The organism is Micromonospora sp. BL1, assembly GCF_003667485.1.
Taxonomy (GTDB): Bacteria; Actinomycetota; Actinomycetes; order Mycobacteriales; family Micromonosporaceae; genus Micromonospora; species Micromonospora tulbaghiae.
On sequence record NZ_RCVK01000411.1, the window covers coordinates 14,865 to 31,716 of the forward strand.

The window sequence follows — 16,852 nt, forward strand, 5'->3', positions numbered from 1 at the left end:
GTGGCCTGTAGCGGTCTAGGAGTCGGAGTCGACGCCCGCTGGACCGGCGAGTGGCGGCAAGTGTTGCTTGGCCGAGCAGACCCGATCATGAATTCGGTCCCCAAGCGCCCTCCCCTCTAAAAGGCATTCTACAAAGCTGCTGTGCATGATGAGCGCGACTACGCCGTCGAACTTTTCCACGTCGCCGCTCTTGGGGTGCCACCATCGAAAGAAAGCTCCATCCGCGCCTGACGCATACGGGATCGAATGAACCATCCGGTGTCGCTGCTGGCGCGCCTCCTCGCAGGCTTCGTTCCATTCCGACAACTCGGTTGCGAGATCATCGTGGCCATCCGCGCGCAACTGGTCGACGGCGCGACGGCCAGCCACTGTAACCCGCGATGGCCCGCTCAGATAGTGCTCATACTCGGCCGCGTCCTCATCTAGAACCATGCAGTAAAGAAGCGCCATGGTCTGTTCAAGAGTGGCTGAAAGGACAACCAGGAAGCCGAGGTCACGAAGAGTGCTGTTGTCTGGAAACTTCAAGCCAGCCTCCGTCACGATTAGTCTTCGTACTCTTCCCGCTGCCCTCCAGCCTGGCGGCGGTATCGACTTGCACCGAACATGTTGACCTACGACCGCCGGTCTGTCGACGCTTCGTTCGACAGTATCCGTCCGCGTACATGACCTCGGCCTATCGTGCGCGCTCGGCCACTGGTGCCACGACCTCGTCGCCCAACTGCATGGCCAGTGCGGCGGGATGGGATCGAAGCTGTTCAGTGACGGCGCTGAGGTTCGTCCCTGACCCCCAAGACGGCTCTGGCGCTTTCCTGGAAAGCCGACCGGGCTTGCCTTGCCTTCGGATCTTGGCTCTACGGCGCTCTCAGCGGGCCGCTCTACGCCGTTCTGCGGTGGTCCATCCCCGATCCTCAACAAGTGACCTACGTCGACTGAAAGGCCCCCATGATGCCGACCAGGCCGCGTAATGCACCGAACCAAAGCCCGCTGCAACTACCCACCGAGCTGCTGACCATCGAGGAGGCTGCCCAGCGCATCGGCATGAGTGTGCGCTACCTCCGGCGAGCGGTCGCCGAACGACGCATTGCGTTCCACCGGCTCGGCCGATCCATCCGATTCGACCCCGCCGACCTCGCCGCCTTCGTACAGGCGACCCGTGTCGAGCCCATGACTGCCGAGACCGTATGGCGTGACCTGAGGAGCGTTGCCTGATCATGGCGAACAAAGACGGACACCGCAGATTCGGGAGTATCCGCAAGCGGGAGTCAGGCCGGTATCAGGTTCGCTACCCCGGTCCGGACGGCCGGATGCGCTCCGCACCGCAGACCTTCGCCCGGAAGCCCGAGGCAGAGCGATACCTGTCCCTGATCGAGGTGCAGATAGCCCGAGGTGAATGGATCGATCCCGAGCGCGGCAAGGTGCGCCTGCGGGACTACGCCGAGCGGTGGATCGCCGAGCGGCCGAACCTGCGGCCCCGGACCGTGCACCTGTACCGCTGGACCCTCGGCAGGCACATCACGCCGCACCTCGGCGACATGCCGCTGAATCGGATCGACACGCCTATGGTCCGCGAGTGGCGGTCACGGCTGCTGGCTGAGGGCGTGTCGGTGACGATGGCCGCGAAGGCGTACCGGCTGCTACGCGCGGTCCTCATGACCGCCGTCAAGGAGGACGAACTGATCAGGGTCAACCCGTGCCGCGTCGTCGGTGCCGACCAGGAGAAGCCCGCAGAGCGGCCGGTCCTCACCGTCCCGCAGATCTTCGAGCTGGCCGAGCGGATGCCGGAGCGCTTCCGGGCGCTGATCCTGGTCACGACGTTCGGGTGCCTGCGGTGGGGTGAGGCGGTCGCCCTGCAACGTTGTGACGTCGACCTGTCGGCCGGCACGGTGCAGGTGCGACAGGCGTTCGTCGAGCATCGGGGAACCGGTCTGATCCTCGGCCCGCCAAAGTCGCGGGCGGGCGCGCGGACCGTAGCCCTACCCAAGGCGGCACTACCTCTGCGGAAACAGCACATGGGCAGTCATGTCGGCGAGGCACCCGAGGCGTTCGTGTTCACCGGCGAGAGCGGCCGGAACCTCTGGCGCGGCAACTTCAACAAGCTGGTCAAGTGGCCCGAGGCGGTAGCAGCGATCGGCGCTGCCGGGCTGCACTTTCACGACCTGCGGCACACCGGCAACACCCTCGCATCGCGCGCACCGGGCGCGAGCTTGCGGGACATCATGGCGCGGATGGGCCACGACAGCCCGCGTGCCGCGCTGATCTACCAGCACGCTAATCGGGAGGCCGACCAGGGCATCGCCGACGCGATCGACAAGGCCGTCAATGCGGCCCGGCGCAAGCCGAGCAAGCGCAAGACCAAGCGGGTAGCAGAGACCGACGGACGGGCCGCCGAGGCGAGCTAATGGCCCGCTAATGGCCCGCCGCTGTTTCAGCATGCCCTAGAACCACGGAAGCCCTGGCGGGACGTCTGTCCTGACCAGGGCTTCCGTGCGTGGAGCGGGTGACGGGAATCGAACCCGCACTGTCAGCTTGGGAAGCTGATGTTCTGCCATTGAACTACACCCGCAGGCGGCACCACTCTACCTGAAGGCCCCCACCCCCGTGCATCCAGGTGCCCGCGCGCCACTTCGGCGAGGTGGCTGCATCGGCGGGCGGTTGACCCCGCCACCTCCCCGAGCTGGAGTGGATCAAGCACAGGGCCGGGGCCGGCCGGCGCGAAGTTGCACGTCGGCAACATATGGGCGTTCTCAAATCTGTCGATGAGATGTAACGTCTGCCCCACGTTTCCGAACCGGCGTGACACACCCCCTGGCACGCCGTCAGAAAGAGGTGGGCCCATGGGACTCCGTCCCAACCTGCTGACCCGGCGTACCGCCGGTGTCGCGACGTCGACCCTCGCGCTGCTGCTCAGCACCGCCGCCGTCGGCGTCGTCCCCGCTGCTTCGGCCTTCTCGGCCGCCCCGGCCGGCGTCTGCGCCGAGCCGGCCGACGCCCACGCCGACGAGCACGCGAACGCGCGCGTCGCGAAGGGTGGCAACGCCAAGCTGGACCCCAACCACCTGACCGCCCAGCAGGTCCGTGACCGTGAGGCCGACCTCGCCGCGGCGCAGCGCGAGCGGGCCAACTTCCGGACCGGCGCCGTCGCGCCGCTGGCCACCGTGACGATCCCGGTCGTCGTGCACGTCATCCAGGAGAACAGCACCCGGGCCGGTGGCAACATCACCGACTCGATGATCAACCAGCAGATCACCGTGCTGAACCAGTCGTACGCGGGCTCGACCGGCGGCGCCGCCACCGCGTTCGGGTTCCAGCTCACGAAGATCAACCGGGTGACCAACCCGTCGTGGTACCCGATCGTGCAGGGCTCCTCCGCCGAGCGCTCGATGAAGACCTCGCTGCGTGAGGGCGGCAAGAACACGCTGAACATCTATCTCGGCGAGCTGAGCGACAGCCTGCTCGGCTGGGCCACGTTCCCGAAGCGGACGCTGGACAAGATGGACGGCGTGGTCGTGCTCAACGAGTCGCTGCCCGGCGGCACCGCGACCAACTACAACCAGGGTGACACCGGCACCCACGAGGTCGGCCACTGGCTGAACCTCTACCACACCTTCCAGGGCGGCTGCTCCGGCTCGGGCGACAGCGTCTCCGACACCCCGGCCGAGGCGTCCCCGGCGTACCAGTGCCCGACCGGGCGGGACACCTGCTCGACCGCGGGCAAGGACCCGATCACCAACTTCATGGACTACACGTACGACTCCTGCATGTACCAGTTCACCGCCGGCCAGGCGAGCCGCATGCTCACCGCGTGGAACGCCTACCGCGCGGCCTGACCCTCGCACCACGTACCGGTGCCGGCCCTGTCCTCGGACGGGGCCGGCACCGTTTCGTTCCGGGTCGGGTCAGGCGGCCGGGCGGCGGGTGTCGAAGCCGTGCCGGCCGCGCCGGGCCTCCGCGCCCACCGGCTCCCGCCGGGCCGGTTCGGCTCCGCGCGGGTCGAGCCAGACCCGCACCTGCGGCGGGGCGGCGCCGGGCTGGGCCACCGGGTCGCGCCGGGTCAGCATCGCCGCCTCGACCGTGAACTCGAACAGCCGCCAGTCGCCCTGCGGCGACGCGCGGGCGATCCGGGCCAGCCGGGCCACGGTGGCCGGGTCGGTCACCGGCCGGGCGCGGCCCGCGACGTACGCCTCGTCGTCGCTCTCCTCCGGCGGGAACGAGTGCAGCGCGTAGCGGCCGTCGCGTTCGAGGTCGCGGCGCTTCGGCGAGTCGATGACGAAGCACCAGAGGCCGTCGTCGGTGATCACCGGGGAGACGGGATGGACCCGGGGGCCGCCGTCGGCGCGGACCGTGGCGAGGTAGCCGAAGCCCGGCCCGTACTGCTGCATCAGGAGGCGGATCTCGTCGGCGAGGCGGGGCTCGTCGGCGGCGAATTCGGACCAGGAAGCCATGTGGACACTCTATCGAACACGTGTACGAAGATGTAGTGCGACACGCTGGTCACCCGCACCGGTCGCTATGGTGTTCCGATGCTGCTCTCCGACCGCGACCTGGTCTCCGAGATCAAGGCCGGCACGCTCGCGCTGGAGCCCTTCGAGCCCACGCTGGTGCAGCCGTCGAGCATCGACGTACGCCTGGACCGGCTGTTCCGGGTCTTCAACAACCACCTCTACACGCACATCGACCCGTCGATCCAGCAGGACGACCTGACCTCGATGGTGGAGGTGCCGGAGGGGCAGCCGTTCGTGCTGCACCCGGGCGAGTTCGTGCTCGCCTCCACGCTTGAGGTGATCTCGCTGGGCGACCAGCTCGCCGGGCGGCTGGAGGGCAAGTCGAGCCTGGGCCGGCTGGGCCTGCTGACCCACTCGACGGCCGGCTTCATCGACCCGGGGTTCTCCGGCCACGTCACGCTGGAGCTGTCGAACGTGGCGAACCTGCCGATCACGCTCTGGCCGGGCATGAAGATCGGCCAGCTCTGCATCTTCCGGCTCTCCTCGCCGGCCGAGCACCCGTACGGCTCGGCCGTCTACGGCTCGCGTTACCAGGGGCAGCGCGGCCCGACGCCGAGCCGGTCCTGGCAGAGCTGGCGCACCTGGCCGACTCGCTGACACCAACGCCGGGGGCGCCGCGCCGAGGCCCCGCCGTCACCGGCGGAGCCCCGGAGCACGACCTCAGCCGGGACGGCCGTAGCTGTTGATGTCGCCGTCATCGACCCGCTTCATGGTGATGGGCTTGCCGGACTGGGAGGCGTGCACCACCCAGCCGTCGCCCACGTACATCGCCACGTGGTGCAGGTCGCTGTAGTAGAAGACGAGGTCACCGGCGCGCAGCTCGGCCCGGCTGATCCGCTTCGTCACGCCGTGCTGCTGGCGTGCGCTGTGCGGCAGTGAGACGCCGCCCTTGGCCCAGGCCGCCATGGTGAGGCCCGAGCAGTCGAAGTGGTCCGGTCCAGCCGCGCCCCAGACGTAGATCTTGCCGATCTGGGCGCAGGCGAACTTGACCGCCGCACCGGCCGGGCCGCCGGGGTAGCCGGACGGGCACGGCGCCGGGCGCAGCGGGCCGCCGCCACCCTTGCCGTACACCTTGAGCCGCAGCTTCTCCAGCTTGGCGATCTCGGCATCGATCTGCTTCTTCTTCGCCGCGAGCTGGGCCTCGGTACGTGCCAGGCCGGCGATCATCTCGTCCAGCGGCTTCTTCTTCGCCGCCAGTTCGTCGCGCAGCGCGGCGACGGAGCGCACCTGTTCGTGCTGGCGGTGCGCGAAGCGGTCGAGCAGTTCCAGGCCGTTGACCAGGTCACCGGGCGAGCGGCTGCCCAGCAGCGCGTTCACGGTGGAGAGGTTGTCGCCCTTGTAGGCGTCGGCGGCGAGCCCGCCGACCTGGCCGAGTGCGGCGTCCACCCGGGCCTGGAGGGGTGCGATCTGCCGGCCGAGCGCGTCGGCCTGCTTGCGCCGCACGGCGAGCTGCCCGCGTACGGCGTTGACCTGTTCGATGACCGGTTCGAGCTTGTTCCAGTCGCGGTCGATCTGGGCCTCGATCTCGGCGACCGAGGGTTCGGCGTGTGCCGCCGTGGCGCCGCCGGTCAGGACGACGGCGGTGCCGACCAGTGCGGCGAGGGCGGTGGTGAAGCGGGACCAGCGGGAACGCGGCGCGACGAAGGACCGGTCGACCGACCGGTTCGACGACGGCCGCGGGGCATGGAGTGCCACCGGGCGTCCGTACTCCTTCTTCCGTACCGCCTACCGGGTTAGCTGACGGATTCGGGCGGGAAGGGAGCCGCCCTACCGCATCGCTGCGGATTCACCCCAGGTACCTGGTTCCCCGGCTCGCCCGGAGGCGACTCGGCGGTGTCGGACCGTCACCGACCGGGTTGGACGGTGAGACGTGCGGCCGACGATTCACCAGAGTAGGGACCACCGTTATCGATCCGCAACTTCCAGCGCCGTGACACTCCGTACGCGATGCGGTGCCGCGCCCTGCGCGGAGGTGAAATTTTCTTTCAAGGCTGATTACCCACTGGAAAGGTATTGACCCTCACGGGTGTGCGGAGTGAGGGTGGAAACGCAGTGACCCCCATCCCTGTCCAGGAGGTTCGATGCACCTCTCCGCCCCGCCGTCGGGCAGACGGATACTGCTCGCCGCCGCCGTGGCGACAGCCACCGCGCTGGCGACGACCGGCCCGGTGACCGCCGCGCCGGACACGTCCGCGCCCGCGAGCGACCGGCAACAACAATACGCCGCCGCCGCGGCCGAGTACGGCGTGCCGCAGAACGTGCTGCTCGGCGTCTCCTATCTGGAGTCCCGCTGGGACACCCACACCGGGCAGCCCAGCACCAGCGGCGGCTACGGCCCGATGCACCTGACCGACGCCGCGCACATCCTCGCCATGCCGGGCAGCGCCCACGTCGACGAGGACGAGGACCCGCGCGGCGACGACGCCCGCCCGCTCAAGCTCGACCCGGCCACGGCCGCCGCGCCGAAGCGGGAGACCCCGCTGCCGCCCGCCTCGCTCCAGACGCTCGACGCGGCCGCCGCGCTGACCGGGCTCGACGCGGGGACGCTGCGGACCGACCCGGCCGCGAACATCCGCGGTGGCGCGGCGCTGCTGGCGTCGTACCAGAAGGCCGTGGGTGGGCCGGTCGGTGCCGGCACCGACCCGGCGGCCTGGTACGCCGCGGTGGCCCGGTACTCCGGCGCGGACACCTCCGACGCGGCGGCGGCCTTCGCCGACGAGGTGTACGACCAGCTCGGCCAGGGTGCCAGCCGGACCACCGACGACGGCCAGCGGGTCACGCTTCCCGCCACCGCCGCGCAGCCGGACCGTTCCCGCCTGGCCCGCCTCGGCCTGCGCAACGCCGAACGGCCGGACGGGCTGGAGTGCCCGGTCCGGCTGGCCTGCGAGTGGATCCCCGCGCCGTACGAGCAGCTCAGCGACGACCCGGGCGACTACGGCAACCACGACCTGGGCGACCGGCCGAAGCAGCAGAAGATCGAGTACATCGTCATCCACGACACCGAGGGCTACTTCGGCCCGAGCGTCGACCTGGTGAAGCGGGCCGACTACCTGGGCTGGCACTACACGCTGCGCTCGGTGGACGGCTACATCGCCCAGCACATCAAGACCAAGGACGTGGGCTGGCACGCCGGCAACTGGTACGTCAACGCGAAGTCCATCGGCCTGGAGCACGAGGGCTTCGCCGGTCAGGGCACCTGGTACACGGAGGCGATGTACCGCACCTCCGCCAAGCTGGTGCGCCACCTCGCGCTGAAGCTCGGCATCCCGATGGACCGGCAGCACATCATCGGCCACGACAACGTGCCCGGCATCACCGCCGCCAACGTGGGCGGCATGCACTGGGACCCGGGACCGTACTGGGACTGGTCGCACTACTTCGACCTGATGAAGGCGCCGTTCCGCGGCACCGGCACGCCCCGGACCGGCCTGGTCACCATCGACCCGGACTTCGCCACCAACCGGCCCGCGTTCACCGGCTGCAACCAGCAGCCTCCCGGCGTCCCGACGCCCCGGCCGCCGGCCGAGCCGTGCCCGTCGCGCGGTTCCTCGGCCGTGATCCTGCGGACCGCGCCGAGCCCGGACGCCCCGCTCGTCAACGACCTCGGGCTGCGCCCGGACGGCACGCCGGACACCATGTACATCTCCGACCACGGCGCCCGCGCCTCGGCCGGCCAGACGTACGCCCTCGCCGGCCGCCAGGGCGACTGGACGGCGATCTGGTACCTCGGCCAGAAGGCGTGGTTCCTCAACCCGGCCTCCGCGCCGACGGCCAAGTGGGCCACCGGCTTCGTCGTGACGCCGCGGCCCGGCAAGGCCACCATCCCGGTGTACGGGCGGGCCTACCCGGAGCAGGCCGCCTACCCGGACACCATCCCGTACCAGGCCATCTCGCCGCTGCAGTACACGTTCGCCGCCGGCCAGCGGTACGCGGTCGGCGGGGTGCTGCCCGGCGAGTACTACCGGGCGGTCTCGTTCGACGGTTCCGCACCGGGTGACCGGACCGTGGTCCGCGGCGAGAACCGCTACGTGCAGGTCCAGTTCGGTCACCGGATCATGTTCGTGAACCTGGACGACGTGCTGATCCTGCCGTCCCCGGTCGGCGCGCCGCGCTGAACCGTCACCGCACACGGGAAGGCCCCCGGTCCGTGTGGACCGGGGGCCTTCCCGCTGTCAGGGGTTGCGGGTCAGCTGACCCGGACGAAGCCGGCGAGCGGCTGGGTGTTGATGCTCGACACCTGGACCGGTTTGCCGGTACGTGGCGCGTGCACCATCACCCCGTTGCCGAGATAGAGCCCGACATGATGCAGGTCGGAGCCGAAGAACACCAGGTCCCCGGGGCGGGCCTCGGAGCGGGAGACCCTGCGGCCCTCGTTCCACTGGGCACCGGTGAAGTGGGTCAGCGAGATGCCGGCCGCCTTGTACGCGTACTGGGTGAGACCGGAGCAGTCGAACGAGTTCGGGCCGGTGGCGCCCCACACGTACGGGTCACCGACCTGGGCGCACGCCGTCTTGATGGCGGTCCGCGCGGCGCTGCTCACCACGCCGTCGATCTTGGGGCAGCCCGCCGGGCGGATCGAGGTCACCGGGAGCATGGCGGTCAGCCGCTTGATCTCCGAGTCGATCTGCTTCTTCTTCGCCGCGAGGTCGTTCTGCTGCTTGATCTCCAGCGCGATCAGCGCGTCGAGCTTCTCCTTCTGCCGGTTGTACTCGTCGCGCACCTTGAGCACACCGGCGATCTGGCGGCGCTGGTCGTCGGCGATCCGGTCCAGCATGACCAGCTGCTCGGCCAGCGCGCCCGGCTTGCTGTTCACCAGCAGCGCGCCCAGCTCCTGCGACGGGCCCTGGATGTAGTACCGGGCCGCGATGTCGCCGACCTTGTTCATGGCGAGCGTGGAGGCCAGCTCCAGCGGCACCATCTTGTCCTTCAGCGCCTTGGACTTCTTCTGGTTGGTCCGAAGCTGCGAGCGGACCTTGTTGAACTGCTCGATGGTGGGTTCGAGCTGCTCCCACTGCTTGTCGATCTGCGCGTCGATCTCGTCGACCGACGGTGCCGCGTGCGCCGGGGCGGTCAGCATCCCGGCGCCGACCGCGGCGGCCGCGACCAGGGTGACCAGACGGCGTACCACCCGTTGGAACCCGGCCCGCCGGCCGGGTGGAGCGCTCGGGGCGTGACGTTGAGGGGGCGTGGTTGCCACCGGCACGGACTCCTTTGCAACCGACCGCCGGGCGCCTCGCGAGAGGGAAGTTCGAGGCAGACGACCCACAGCGGTCGGTGCCCCACATTAGGGAAGGCGTCCGATGGAATCAAGGCGACCGTTTGTTCAATCACGTATCCGCAATCGATTGCACACCAAGGGTATTCATTTCATCTCCCGACGATGGCTGTCAATACGTCGTCGAGCGTCACCACACCCATCGGCCGGCGTCCGTCGCTGACCAGCACCATGTGGCGGCGTTCGCGGCGCATCGCGAGCAGCAGATCGGCGAGCGTACGGTCCGGCGGCACCACAGCCAGCGGCCGGTAGACGGCGGCCGGCACCGGCGCCCGGCGGCTCGCCCCGGCGTACCCGAGCACGTCCTTGACGTGCACGAAACCGAGCACCCGGCGGGTGGACCGCTGCACCACCGGGAAGCGGGAGCGGCCGGTACGGGTCGCCAGCACCTCCAGCGACGCCGGTGAGACGTCCTCGGCCACGGTAGTCACGGTGGACCAGGGTTGCAGCGCGTCCGCAGCGGTACGGCTGTGCAACGCCAGCGCTCCGGTGATCCGGGCGTGCTCCTCGGCGTCCAGCAGTCCCTCGGTACGCGCCTGGGAGACCAGCCCGGCCAGTTCCTCGGCCGTGAACACGGTCTTCACCGCGTCGGTGGCCTCCACCCGCCACCACCGCAGCACCTGCCGGGACGCCCACTTCATCGCCAGCAGCAGCGGCTTGGTGGCCAGGCAGAACGCCAGCATCGCCGGGCCGAGCCAGAGCGCCGACGGCTCCGGGCCGGCCAGCGTGATGTTCTTCGGCACCATCTCGCCGACCACCGTGTGCAGGAACACCACCACCGCCAGCGCGATGACGAACGACACCGGGTGCACCGCCGAGGCGGGCAGCCCCAGCGCGGCGAACGGCGGCTCCAGCAGGTGCGCCAGCGCCGGCTCGGCGATCGCGCCGAGGCCGAGCGAGCAGACCGTGATGCCGAGCTGCGCCCCGGCGATCATCAGCGGGATCTGGTTCATCGCCGCCAGCGCCAGCCGGGCCCGCTTCGACGTCGCCGCCAGCGGTTCGATCACCGTACGGCGGGAGGCGATCAGCGCGAACTCGCTGCCCACGAAGAACGCGTTGCCGAGCAGCAACGCCACCGCCACGAGTAGTTCAGGCACCGTCGTCGGGCTCCTCGGGGCGCACCACCCGCACCTGCTCGATCCGGTGCCGGTCGACCTCCACCACAGTGAACTCGTACCCGGCCTCGTCGACCGTCTCGCCCGGCACCGGGATGTGGCCGAGCCGCGCCATGAGGAACCCGCCGAGCGTCTCGTACGGCCCGTCGGGCAACCGGAACCCGGTCTGCTCGACCAGCTCGTCGGCGCGCAGCACACCGTCGGTCAGGACGGTCCGCTCCCCGCCGGGCACTGTCAGCTCCACCGGACCGAAGCCGTCCACCGCGTCCGGGTCGAACTCGTCGGCGATCTCCCCGACCAGCTCCTCGACGAGATCCTCCACTGTCACCACGCCGTCGGTGCCCCCGTACTCGTCCACCACGATCGCCAGGTCCGCCCCGGCGGCCTTGAGCGCGGCCAGCACCCCGTTCAGGTTGAGGCTCTCCGGGACGTACACCGGTTCCCGGGCGACGGCGGCGACAGTGGTGGCCGCGCGGCGGGCCAGCGGCACACCCAGCGCGTCGGGCACCCCGGCGACGCCGGTGACCAGGTCGAGCGTCTCCTCGTACACCGGGAACCGGGTCCGGCCGGTGCGCCGGGACGCCTCCAGCAACTCGGCCACCGTCGTGGTGGCGTGCAACGCGGTCACGTCCACCCGGGGCGTCATCGCCTCCGCGGCCCGCTTGTCGCCGAAGCGGATGGTGCGGCGCAGCAGCATCGCGGTGTCCGGCGGCAGCGCGCCGGCCCGGGCCGAGATGGCGGCGAGCAGACCCAGCTCCTCCGGGGAGCGGGCGCTCGCCAGTTCCTCCTGCGGCTCCACGCCGAGGCGGCGCACCAGCCGGTTCGCGGACTCGTTGAGCAGCCGGATCAGCCAGCCGAAGGCGCGGGAGAAGGCCCGCATCGGCGCGGCGGTGGCGAGCGCCGCCGGCATCGGGCGGGCCAGCGCCAGGTTCTTCGGCACCAGCTCGCCGAACAGCATCGAGATGAGCGTGGCCAGGGCCAGCGCGAGCAGGCCGGAGAAGCGTTCCGCGCCGCCGAGCGGGTGCAGCAGCGGCGTGAAGAGCCGGGCGAGCGCGGGCTCGGCCAGGTAGCCGGTGAGCAACGCGGTGAGCGTGATGCCGAGCTGCGCGCCGGAGAGCTGGAACGACAGCTCGCGCAGCGCGCGGCGTACCGTGACGGCCCGGCCGTCCCCCTCGCCGGCCCGCCTGTCGATCTCCGCCCGGTCGACCGTGACCAGGGCGAACTCGGCCGCGACGAAGAACGCGTTGCCGGCGGTCAGCAGCACGAAACCGACCAGGGGCAACAGCGTCAGAAGCAGAAGGCCGTCGATGCGCGTGATTGTGGCACGCGCGCGCCGATGGCGGGCCCCCCGTAGCGTGGACGCATGGACGGCCTGCTGCTCACCGACGAACTGGTCCTGCTCGCGTACGACGACGACGGCGCGAACCGGCTCGGCAGTCCGCACCTCGGCTACGGCCTCGCCGGTGCGGTGCTGCTGGAACTGGCCCTGGCCGGCCGGGTGGAGGTCGCGGACAAGCGTCTCGTGGTCACCGATCCCACGCCGACCGGCGTACCGCTGCTGGACGAGGCACTGGCGACCGTGGGGTCCGGCCGGCCGCGCAAGCCGAAGGACTGGATCGGCAAGCTCGCCAAGGGCCTGCCGGACCGGGTGCTCGGCGGGCTCGTCGACGCCGGGGTGCTGCGCCGGGAGTCCGACCGGGTGCTGCTGGTCTTCCCGCGTACCCGCTATCCCTCGCCGACCGGCGCGGAGCCGGCGGTGGAGACCGCGGCCCGCCAACGGATGACGACGGCGCTCACCACCGACGGCCCGGTCGACGCCCGGACCGCCGCGCTGCTCACGCTGACCCGCGCGGTCGGCCTGGACCGCAAGATCTTCCGCGAGCTGCCGAAGGAGCGGGTCAAGGCGCGCATCGACGAGATCGCGGCCGGTGACTGGGCGTCGGCCGCCGTCAAGAAGGCGATCGAGGAGATGCAGGCCGCGCTGATGGTCGCGATGACGGCCGGGACGAGCGCCGCCATCATGACCACCACGACCAGCTGAACGCGACGGCGGCGGCACCGCTCGGGTGCCGCCGCCGTCGTGGTCCGGCTCCTGCCGGTGTACGCCTCAGCTCGCGGCCGGCGCGACCTCCGGCTCACCGGCCGGGGCCTCCGGCTTGACCGAGCGCAGCAGCACGCTGGCCACGTCGACCACCTCGACGTCCTCGCCCGCGCCCTTGCCGTTCACGCCGTCGTTGAGCATCGTCGAGCAGAACGGGCAGCCGACCGCGATGGTCTTCGCGCCGGTGGACATGGCCTCCTCGACCCGGTCCACGTTGATCCGCTTGCCGATCTTCTCCTCCATCCACATCCGGGCGCCGCCAGCGCCGCAGCAGAAGGAGCGCTCGCTGTTGCGCGGCATCTCGACGAGGCCGCTGTCGCGGCCTGCACCGGAATCGGAAGCTGCGCCACCGCGGCCATCTCCGATGGCACTGCCGAGCACCTCACGCGGCGCGGCGAAGATCCGGTTGTGGCGGCCGAGGTAGCACGGGTCGTGGTAGGTCACGCCGCCGTCGACCGGCTGCACCGGGGTGAGCTTGCCGGCGCTGACCAGGTGGGCCAGCAGTTGGGTGTGGTGCACCACCTCGAACTCGCCGCCGAGCTGGCCGTACTCGTTGCCCAGGGTGTTGAAGCAGTGCGGGCAGGTGGCGACGATCTTGCGCTTGCTCTTCTCCCGGCCCTCGAACGCCTCGTTCAGCGTCTCGACGTTCTGCTGGGCCAGCATCTGGAAGACGAACTCGTTGCCGATGCGGCGGGCCGGGTCACCGGAGCAGGTCTCGCCCTCGCCCAGGATGGCGAACTTGACGCCCGCCTCGTTGAGCAGCGTGGCCACAGCGCGGGTGGTCTTCTTGGCCCGGTCCTCGAACGCGCCGGCGCAGCCGACCCAGAACAGGTACTCGAAGTCGTCGACCTCGCCGACCCGCGGCACCTCGAACCCGAGGCCCTTGGTCCAGTCCTCGCGGGTGTTCTGCGGGGCGCCCCACGGGTTGCCCTTGTTCTCCAGGTTGCGCAGCATGACGCCGGCCTCGGAGGGGAAGCTCGACTCGATCAGCACCTGGTAGCGGCGCATGTCGACGATGTGGTCCACGTGCTCGATGTCCACCGGGCACTGCTCGACGCAGGCGCCGCAGGTGGTGCAGGACCAGAGCACGTCCGGGTCGATGACGCCGCCCTCCTCGGCGGTGCCGATCAGCGGCCGGTCGGCCTCGGCCAGGGCCAGCACGTCCATGTGGGCGAGCTGCGCCTGCGTGGCCTTCTCCTCGCCGGTCAGGTCCTTGCCGCCACCGGCCAGCAGGTACGGCGCCTTGGCGTACGCGTGGTCGCGCAGGCTCAGCACCAGCAGCTTCGGCGACAGCGGCTTGCCGGTGTTCCAGGCGGGGCACTGCGACTGGCAGCGACCGCACTCGGTGCAGGTGCTGAAGTCGAGCAGGCCCTTCCAGGTGAACTGCTCGACGTGGGCGACACCGAACTGGTCCTTCTCCGGGTCGGCCTCCTCGAAGTCCAGCGGCTTGCCCTCGCTGGTCATCGGGCGCAGCGGGCCGAGGCCGGAGCCGGCCGGCTTCTCCGGGTCGCGCTTGAAGAAGATGTTCGGGAACGCCAGGAAGCGGTGCCAGGCCACGCCCATGGTGACGTTCAGCGAGATCACGATGAGCCAGGTCATCGAGATGGCGATCTTGATGAGCGCGGCGACGCTGACGCCCGCCTCCCAGTTGGGGAGGACCGAGCCGACGGCGTGGCTGAGCGGGGCGGCCCAGACCGGGTACTCGAAGTGGTCGGTGGCGACCTTGAAGCCCCGGATCACGAAACCGAAGATCAGGACCAGCAGGACGACCCACTCGACGAAGTAGCCCTGCCACATGGTCGAGCCGGTGAACCGGGAGCGGTTCTCCGCGCGGCCGGGCCGGTTGCGCAGCCGGATCGCCATCAGCACCAGAATGCCGACCAGGCCGAGGATGCCGATCCACTCGGTGACGAGACCGAAGATCGTCCAGTGCCCGATGATCGGCAGCCCGCCGCCGGTCGAGACCACCTCGAAGTAGGCCTCCAGCACCAGCAGCGACAGCACGATGAAGCCGACCATCACGAACCAGTGGGCGGCGCCGACCACGCTCCACTTCAGCATGCGGGTGTGACCGGCGGTCTCCACCAGCATCTGCTTCGTGCGCGCGCCCTTGTCGCCGAACCGCTCCGGCGCGGGCTGGCCGAGCCGGATGACGGCTGTCATCTTCATGACCGCGCGCACCGCAAGCCACACCGCCACGGCGGTGATGGCGGCCGCGAGGATCGTGGTGACGATCTGGACGCTGCCCATCGAGTTGGCCTCCCGGTCTGCTGCTTGTCCGTGCAGCCTACGCGCAAGGTTACCCAGCAGTAACGTGAGTCTTCTCGCACCAGGCCACGCCGCCCTGCGCACACCTTAGGTGGAGCGGCGTCGAAGCGCCGGGCAGGGGCGGCGTGGCGTGACCTACGCCGGGGTGGGGCAGCGCCGGATCAGCGCCAGCGGGAGAGCAGGATCAGCGACGAGACCATCGCGCCGAAGCCGACGGCGAGGTTCCAGTAGCCCCAGCTGGCGACCGGGTACGCCTGCTCGGACAGGTAGTAGAGGACCAGCCAGCCGATGCCCACCACGATCAGCGTGACCGCCGTGACCGGCAGCCAGATGGGGCTAGGCTTGCGCGTCGACGCCGTCGCCGTCGGACGCACGTCCGTCGGCGGGGTGTACACCTTCTTCTTGCGGACCTGAGACTTGGGCACGACGCTCTCCAGAGGGGGGTACGACCTCGTCCGGCCTGACAACCGGGCGCGAGGGCGACGGTCCATGGCCAATAATGTTCGACAGCTAGCGTAGTCCCGACGGACCGTCCAGGCCACGAATGGGGCCAGGCCGGTGCACTCAGTAACCGGAAAGAGCGGACTTTCCGGGTCGAGCAGGTCGGCTCGCACCGGCGCGGGCCGGAACGAGACGACGGGAAAGGGAACGCCCGGTGGAGTACACGTCCGGCGCCGCCTCCTGGCAGAAGGTCCTCCGCCGCGCGGCAGCCGCCCTGCTGCCCCGGCGCGCCCGCCAGCGCCGCCCCGGCTGGTCCATCGGCGTACCCCTGATCGCCGCCGCGGCCGGCCTGCTCTTCACCACCACCGCCACCACCGCGGGCGGCACGCCCCTGCGCGAGGACCGCCGGCCCCAGCTCACCCAGCTCATCGAGGACCGCCGCGAGGAGGTCGCCGCCAGCGAGGCGAAGGCCGCCCGGCTCCGCGCCGAGGTGGAGGAGCAGACCGAGGCGCTGGCCGGCGCCGACGGGCCGATCAAGACCGAGCGGGACCGGGCCGCCGCCAGCCGGCAGGCCGCCGGATTCACCGCGCTCACCGGCAGCGGCGTGACGGTCGAGCTGAACGACGCCGACCGCCGGCCGGACCAGCCGCTGCCGAAGGGCGCCAGCAACGACGACCTGGTGGTGCACCAGGGCGACGTCCAGGCGGTCGTCAACGCGCTCTGGGCCGGCGGCGCGGAGGCCATGTCAATCATGAACGTCCGCGTGCTGAGCACCAGCGCGGTACGCTGCGTCGGTAACACCCTGCTGCTGCACGGCCGGGTGTACTCCCCTCCTTTCAAGATCGTGGCAATCGGCGATCCCGCGGAACTCCAGCGGGCGCTCGCCGCCTCTGAGGGAGTGCGGGTGTTCAAGGAAGTGGCCGACCACTACCAACTCGGGTACGTCGAGCGCGTCTCCACGGTCACCGTGCCGGCGTTCGAGGACTCCACCGCGTTGCAATCGGCGACGGTGCCCCGGTGACCGGCGGCGACCCCCGGGAACGCGCCGGCCACGACCGCCGGGAGGAGCCGACATCGTTCCTCCCCCGGGTCGAGCGTCCGGCCCCGGCGTCGCCACCCCCGCTCGACCTGCCCTGGCCCGACGCCGGTC

General features: G+C 70.5%; 15 protein-coding genes, 1 tRNA gene and 1 riboswitch. Of the genes, 7 read left to right on the forward strand and 9 right to left on the reverse strand.

What is annotated here, in order from left to right; translation table 11 throughout:
• Positions 1 to 15: 15 nt before the first annotated feature.
• Positions 16 to 525 carry a hypothetical protein gene (locus tag EAD96_RS30065; RefSeq protein WP_147457960.1) on the reverse strand — a complete coding sequence of 170 codons (510 nt, stop codon included), beginning with the start codon at positions 523 to 525 and terminating at the stop codon, positions 16 to 18.
• Between the two features lie 420 nt (positions 526 to 945).
• On the opposite strand from EAD96_RS30065, the gene EAD96_RS30070 reads away from it, so the two are divergent.
• Together EAD96_RS30070 and EAD96_RS30075 are read left to right on the forward strand one after the other, a co-directional pair.
• Positions 946 to 1,209, forward strand: coding sequence for a helix-turn-helix domain-containing protein (locus tag EAD96_RS30070; protein WP_233586235.1), 264 nt, complete (start codon positions 946 to 948; stop codon positions 1,207 to 1,209).
• Positions 1,210 to 1,211: 2 nt separating this feature from the next.
• Positions 1,212 to 2,399 carry a tyrosine-type recombinase/integrase gene (locus tag EAD96_RS30075; RefSeq protein WP_121686608.1) on the forward strand — a complete coding sequence of 396 codons (1,188 nt, stop codon included), beginning with the start codon at positions 1,212 to 1,214 and terminating at the stop codon, positions 2,397 to 2,399.
• Between the two features lie 90 nt (positions 2,400 to 2,489).
• Here the strand turns inward: EAD96_RS30075 and EAD96_RS30080 are convergent.
• Positions 2,490 to 2,563: transfer RNA gene (locus EAD96_RS30080), tRNA-Gly, on the reverse strand.
• Positions 2,564 to 2,834: 271 nt separating this feature from the next.
• Here EAD96_RS30080 and EAD96_RS30085 point away from each other — a divergent pair.
• Complete coding sequence (locus EAD96_RS30085; RefSeq protein ID WP_121686609.1) at positions 2,835 to 3,827, forward strand: zinc metalloprotease; 993 nt, start codon at positions 2,835 to 2,837, stop codon at positions 3,825 to 3,827.
• Positions 3,828 to 3,896: 69 nt separating this feature from the next.
• Here EAD96_RS30085 and EAD96_RS30090 read toward each other — a convergent pair whose 3' ends face one another.
• A complete protein-coding gene (locus tag EAD96_RS30090; protein ID WP_121686610.1) occupies positions 3,897 to 4,442 on the reverse strand; it encodes a pyridoxamine 5'-phosphate oxidase family protein in 546 nt (181 codons plus the stop codon).
• 78 nt (positions 4,443 to 4,520) lie between these two features.
• On the opposite strand from EAD96_RS30090, the gene dcd reads away from it, so the two are divergent.
• On the forward strand, positions 4,521 to 5,099 hold the full coding sequence (gene dcd, locus EAD96_RS30095; RefSeq protein WP_013283324.1) for a dCTP deaminase: 579 nt from the start codon (positions 4,521 to 4,523) through the stop codon (positions 5,097 to 5,099).
• 63 nt (positions 5,100 to 5,162) lie between these two features.
• Here the strand turns inward: dcd and EAD96_RS30100 are convergent, their stop codons facing one another.
• On the reverse strand, positions 5,163 to 6,197 hold the full coding sequence (locus EAD96_RS30100; protein ID WP_121686611.1) for an NlpC/P60 family protein: 1,035 nt from the start codon (positions 6,195 to 6,197) through the stop codon (positions 5,163 to 5,165).
• A gap of 13 nt (positions 6,198 to 6,210) precedes the next feature.
• Positions 6,211 to 6,345, reverse strand: a riboswitch (cyclic di-AMP (ydaO/yuaA leader).
• Positions 6,346 to 6,583: 238 nt separating this feature from the next.
• Between EAD96_RS30100 and EAD96_RS30105 the strand changes: the two genes are divergently transcribed.
• Positions 6,584 to 8,617: an N-acetylmuramoyl-L-alanine amidase gene (locus tag EAD96_RS30105; RefSeq protein ID WP_121686612.1), complete on the forward strand. Its 2,034-nt coding sequence runs from the start codon at positions 6,584 to 6,586 to the stop codon at positions 8,615 to 8,617.
• Positions 8,618 to 8,688: 71 nt separating this feature from the next.
• Here EAD96_RS30105 and EAD96_RS30110 read toward each other — a convergent pair whose 3' ends face one another.
• The 3 genes from EAD96_RS30110 to EAD96_RS30120 form a co-directional block, all read right to left on the reverse strand.
• Positions 8,689 to 9,699: a C40 family peptidase gene (locus tag EAD96_RS30110; protein WP_120574067.1), complete on the reverse strand. Its 1,011-nt coding sequence runs from the start codon at positions 9,697 to 9,699 to the stop codon at positions 8,689 to 8,691.
• A gap of 170 nt (positions 9,700 to 9,869) precedes the next feature.
• Entirely contained in the window at positions 9,870 to 10,874 is a 1,005-nt protein-coding gene (locus EAD96_RS30115; RefSeq protein WP_120572417.1) for a hemolysin family protein, read from the reverse strand.
• Positions 10,867 to 12,174: a hemolysin family protein gene (locus EAD96_RS30120; protein WP_121686613.1), complete on the reverse strand. Its 1,308-nt coding sequence runs from the start codon at positions 12,172 to 12,174 to the stop codon at positions 10,867 to 10,869. Before EAD96_RS30120 ends, EAD96_RS30115 begins: the two co-directional genes overlap by 8 nt.
• Before the next feature lie 81 nt (positions 12,175 to 12,255).
• Between EAD96_RS30120 and EAD96_RS30125 the strand changes: the two genes are divergently transcribed.
• Positions 12,256 to 12,933 carry a GPP34 family phosphoprotein gene (locus tag EAD96_RS30125; RefSeq protein ID WP_121686614.1) on the forward strand — a complete coding sequence of 226 codons (678 nt, stop codon included), beginning with the start codon at positions 12,256 to 12,258 and terminating at the stop codon, positions 12,931 to 12,933.
• A gap of 66 nt (positions 12,934 to 12,999) precedes the next feature.
• Here the strand turns inward: EAD96_RS30125 and EAD96_RS30130 are convergent, their stop codons facing one another.
• Both EAD96_RS30130 and EAD96_RS30135 read right to left on the reverse strand, forming a co-directional pair.
• Positions 13,000 to 15,243, reverse strand: a complete 2,244-nt coding sequence (locus EAD96_RS30130) for a (Fe-S)-binding protein (protein ID WP_121686615.1) — start codon at positions 15,241 to 15,243, stop codon at positions 13,000 to 13,002.
• Between the two features lie 179 nt (positions 15,244 to 15,422).
• Positions 15,423 to 15,686 (reverse strand): cell division protein CrgA, encoded by a 264-nt coding sequence (locus tag EAD96_RS30135; RefSeq protein WP_018785565.1) that lies wholly within the window; start codon positions 15,684 to 15,686, stop codon positions 15,423 to 15,425.
• A gap of 230 nt (positions 15,687 to 15,916) precedes the next feature.
• Between EAD96_RS30135 and EAD96_RS30140 the strand changes: the two genes are divergently transcribed.
• Positions 15,917 to 16,723: a DUF881 domain-containing protein gene (locus EAD96_RS30140; RefSeq protein WP_120572421.1), complete on the forward strand. Its 807-nt coding sequence runs from the start codon at positions 15,917 to 15,919 to the stop codon at positions 16,721 to 16,723.
• Positions 16,724 to 16,852 lie beyond the last annotated feature (129 nt).

Coding starts and splice junctions, on each gene's coding strand:
- EAD96_RS30105 (WP_121686612.1), top strand. CDS start 6,584: ATGCACCTCTCCGCCCCGCCGTCGGGCAGACGGATACTGCTCGCCGCC.
- dcd (WP_013283324.1), top strand. CDS start 4,521: ATGCTGCTCTCCGACCGCGACCTGGTCTCCGAGATCAAGGCCGGCACG.
- EAD96_RS30085 (WP_121686609.1), top strand. CDS start 2,835: ATGGGACTCCGTCCCAACCTGCTGACCCGGCGTACCGCCGGTGTCGCG.
- EAD96_RS30075 (WP_121686608.1), top strand. CDS start 1,212: ATGGCGAACAAAGACGGACACCGCAGATTCGGGAGTATCCGCAAGCGG.
- EAD96_RS30125 (WP_121686614.1), top strand. CDS start 12,256: ATGGACGGCCTGCTGCTCACCGACGAACTGGTCCTGCTCGCGTACGAC.
- EAD96_RS30130 (WP_121686615.1), bottom strand. CDS start 15,243: ATGGGCAGCGTCCAGATCGTCACCACGATCCTCGCGGCCGCCATCACC.
- EAD96_RS30070 (WP_233586235.1), top strand. CDS start 946: ATGCCGACCAGGCCGCGTAATGCACCGAACCAAAGCCCGCTGCAACTA.
- EAD96_RS30090 (WP_121686610.1), bottom strand. CDS start 4,442: ATGGCTTCCTGGTCCGAATTCGCCGCCGACGAGCCCCGCCTCGCCGAC.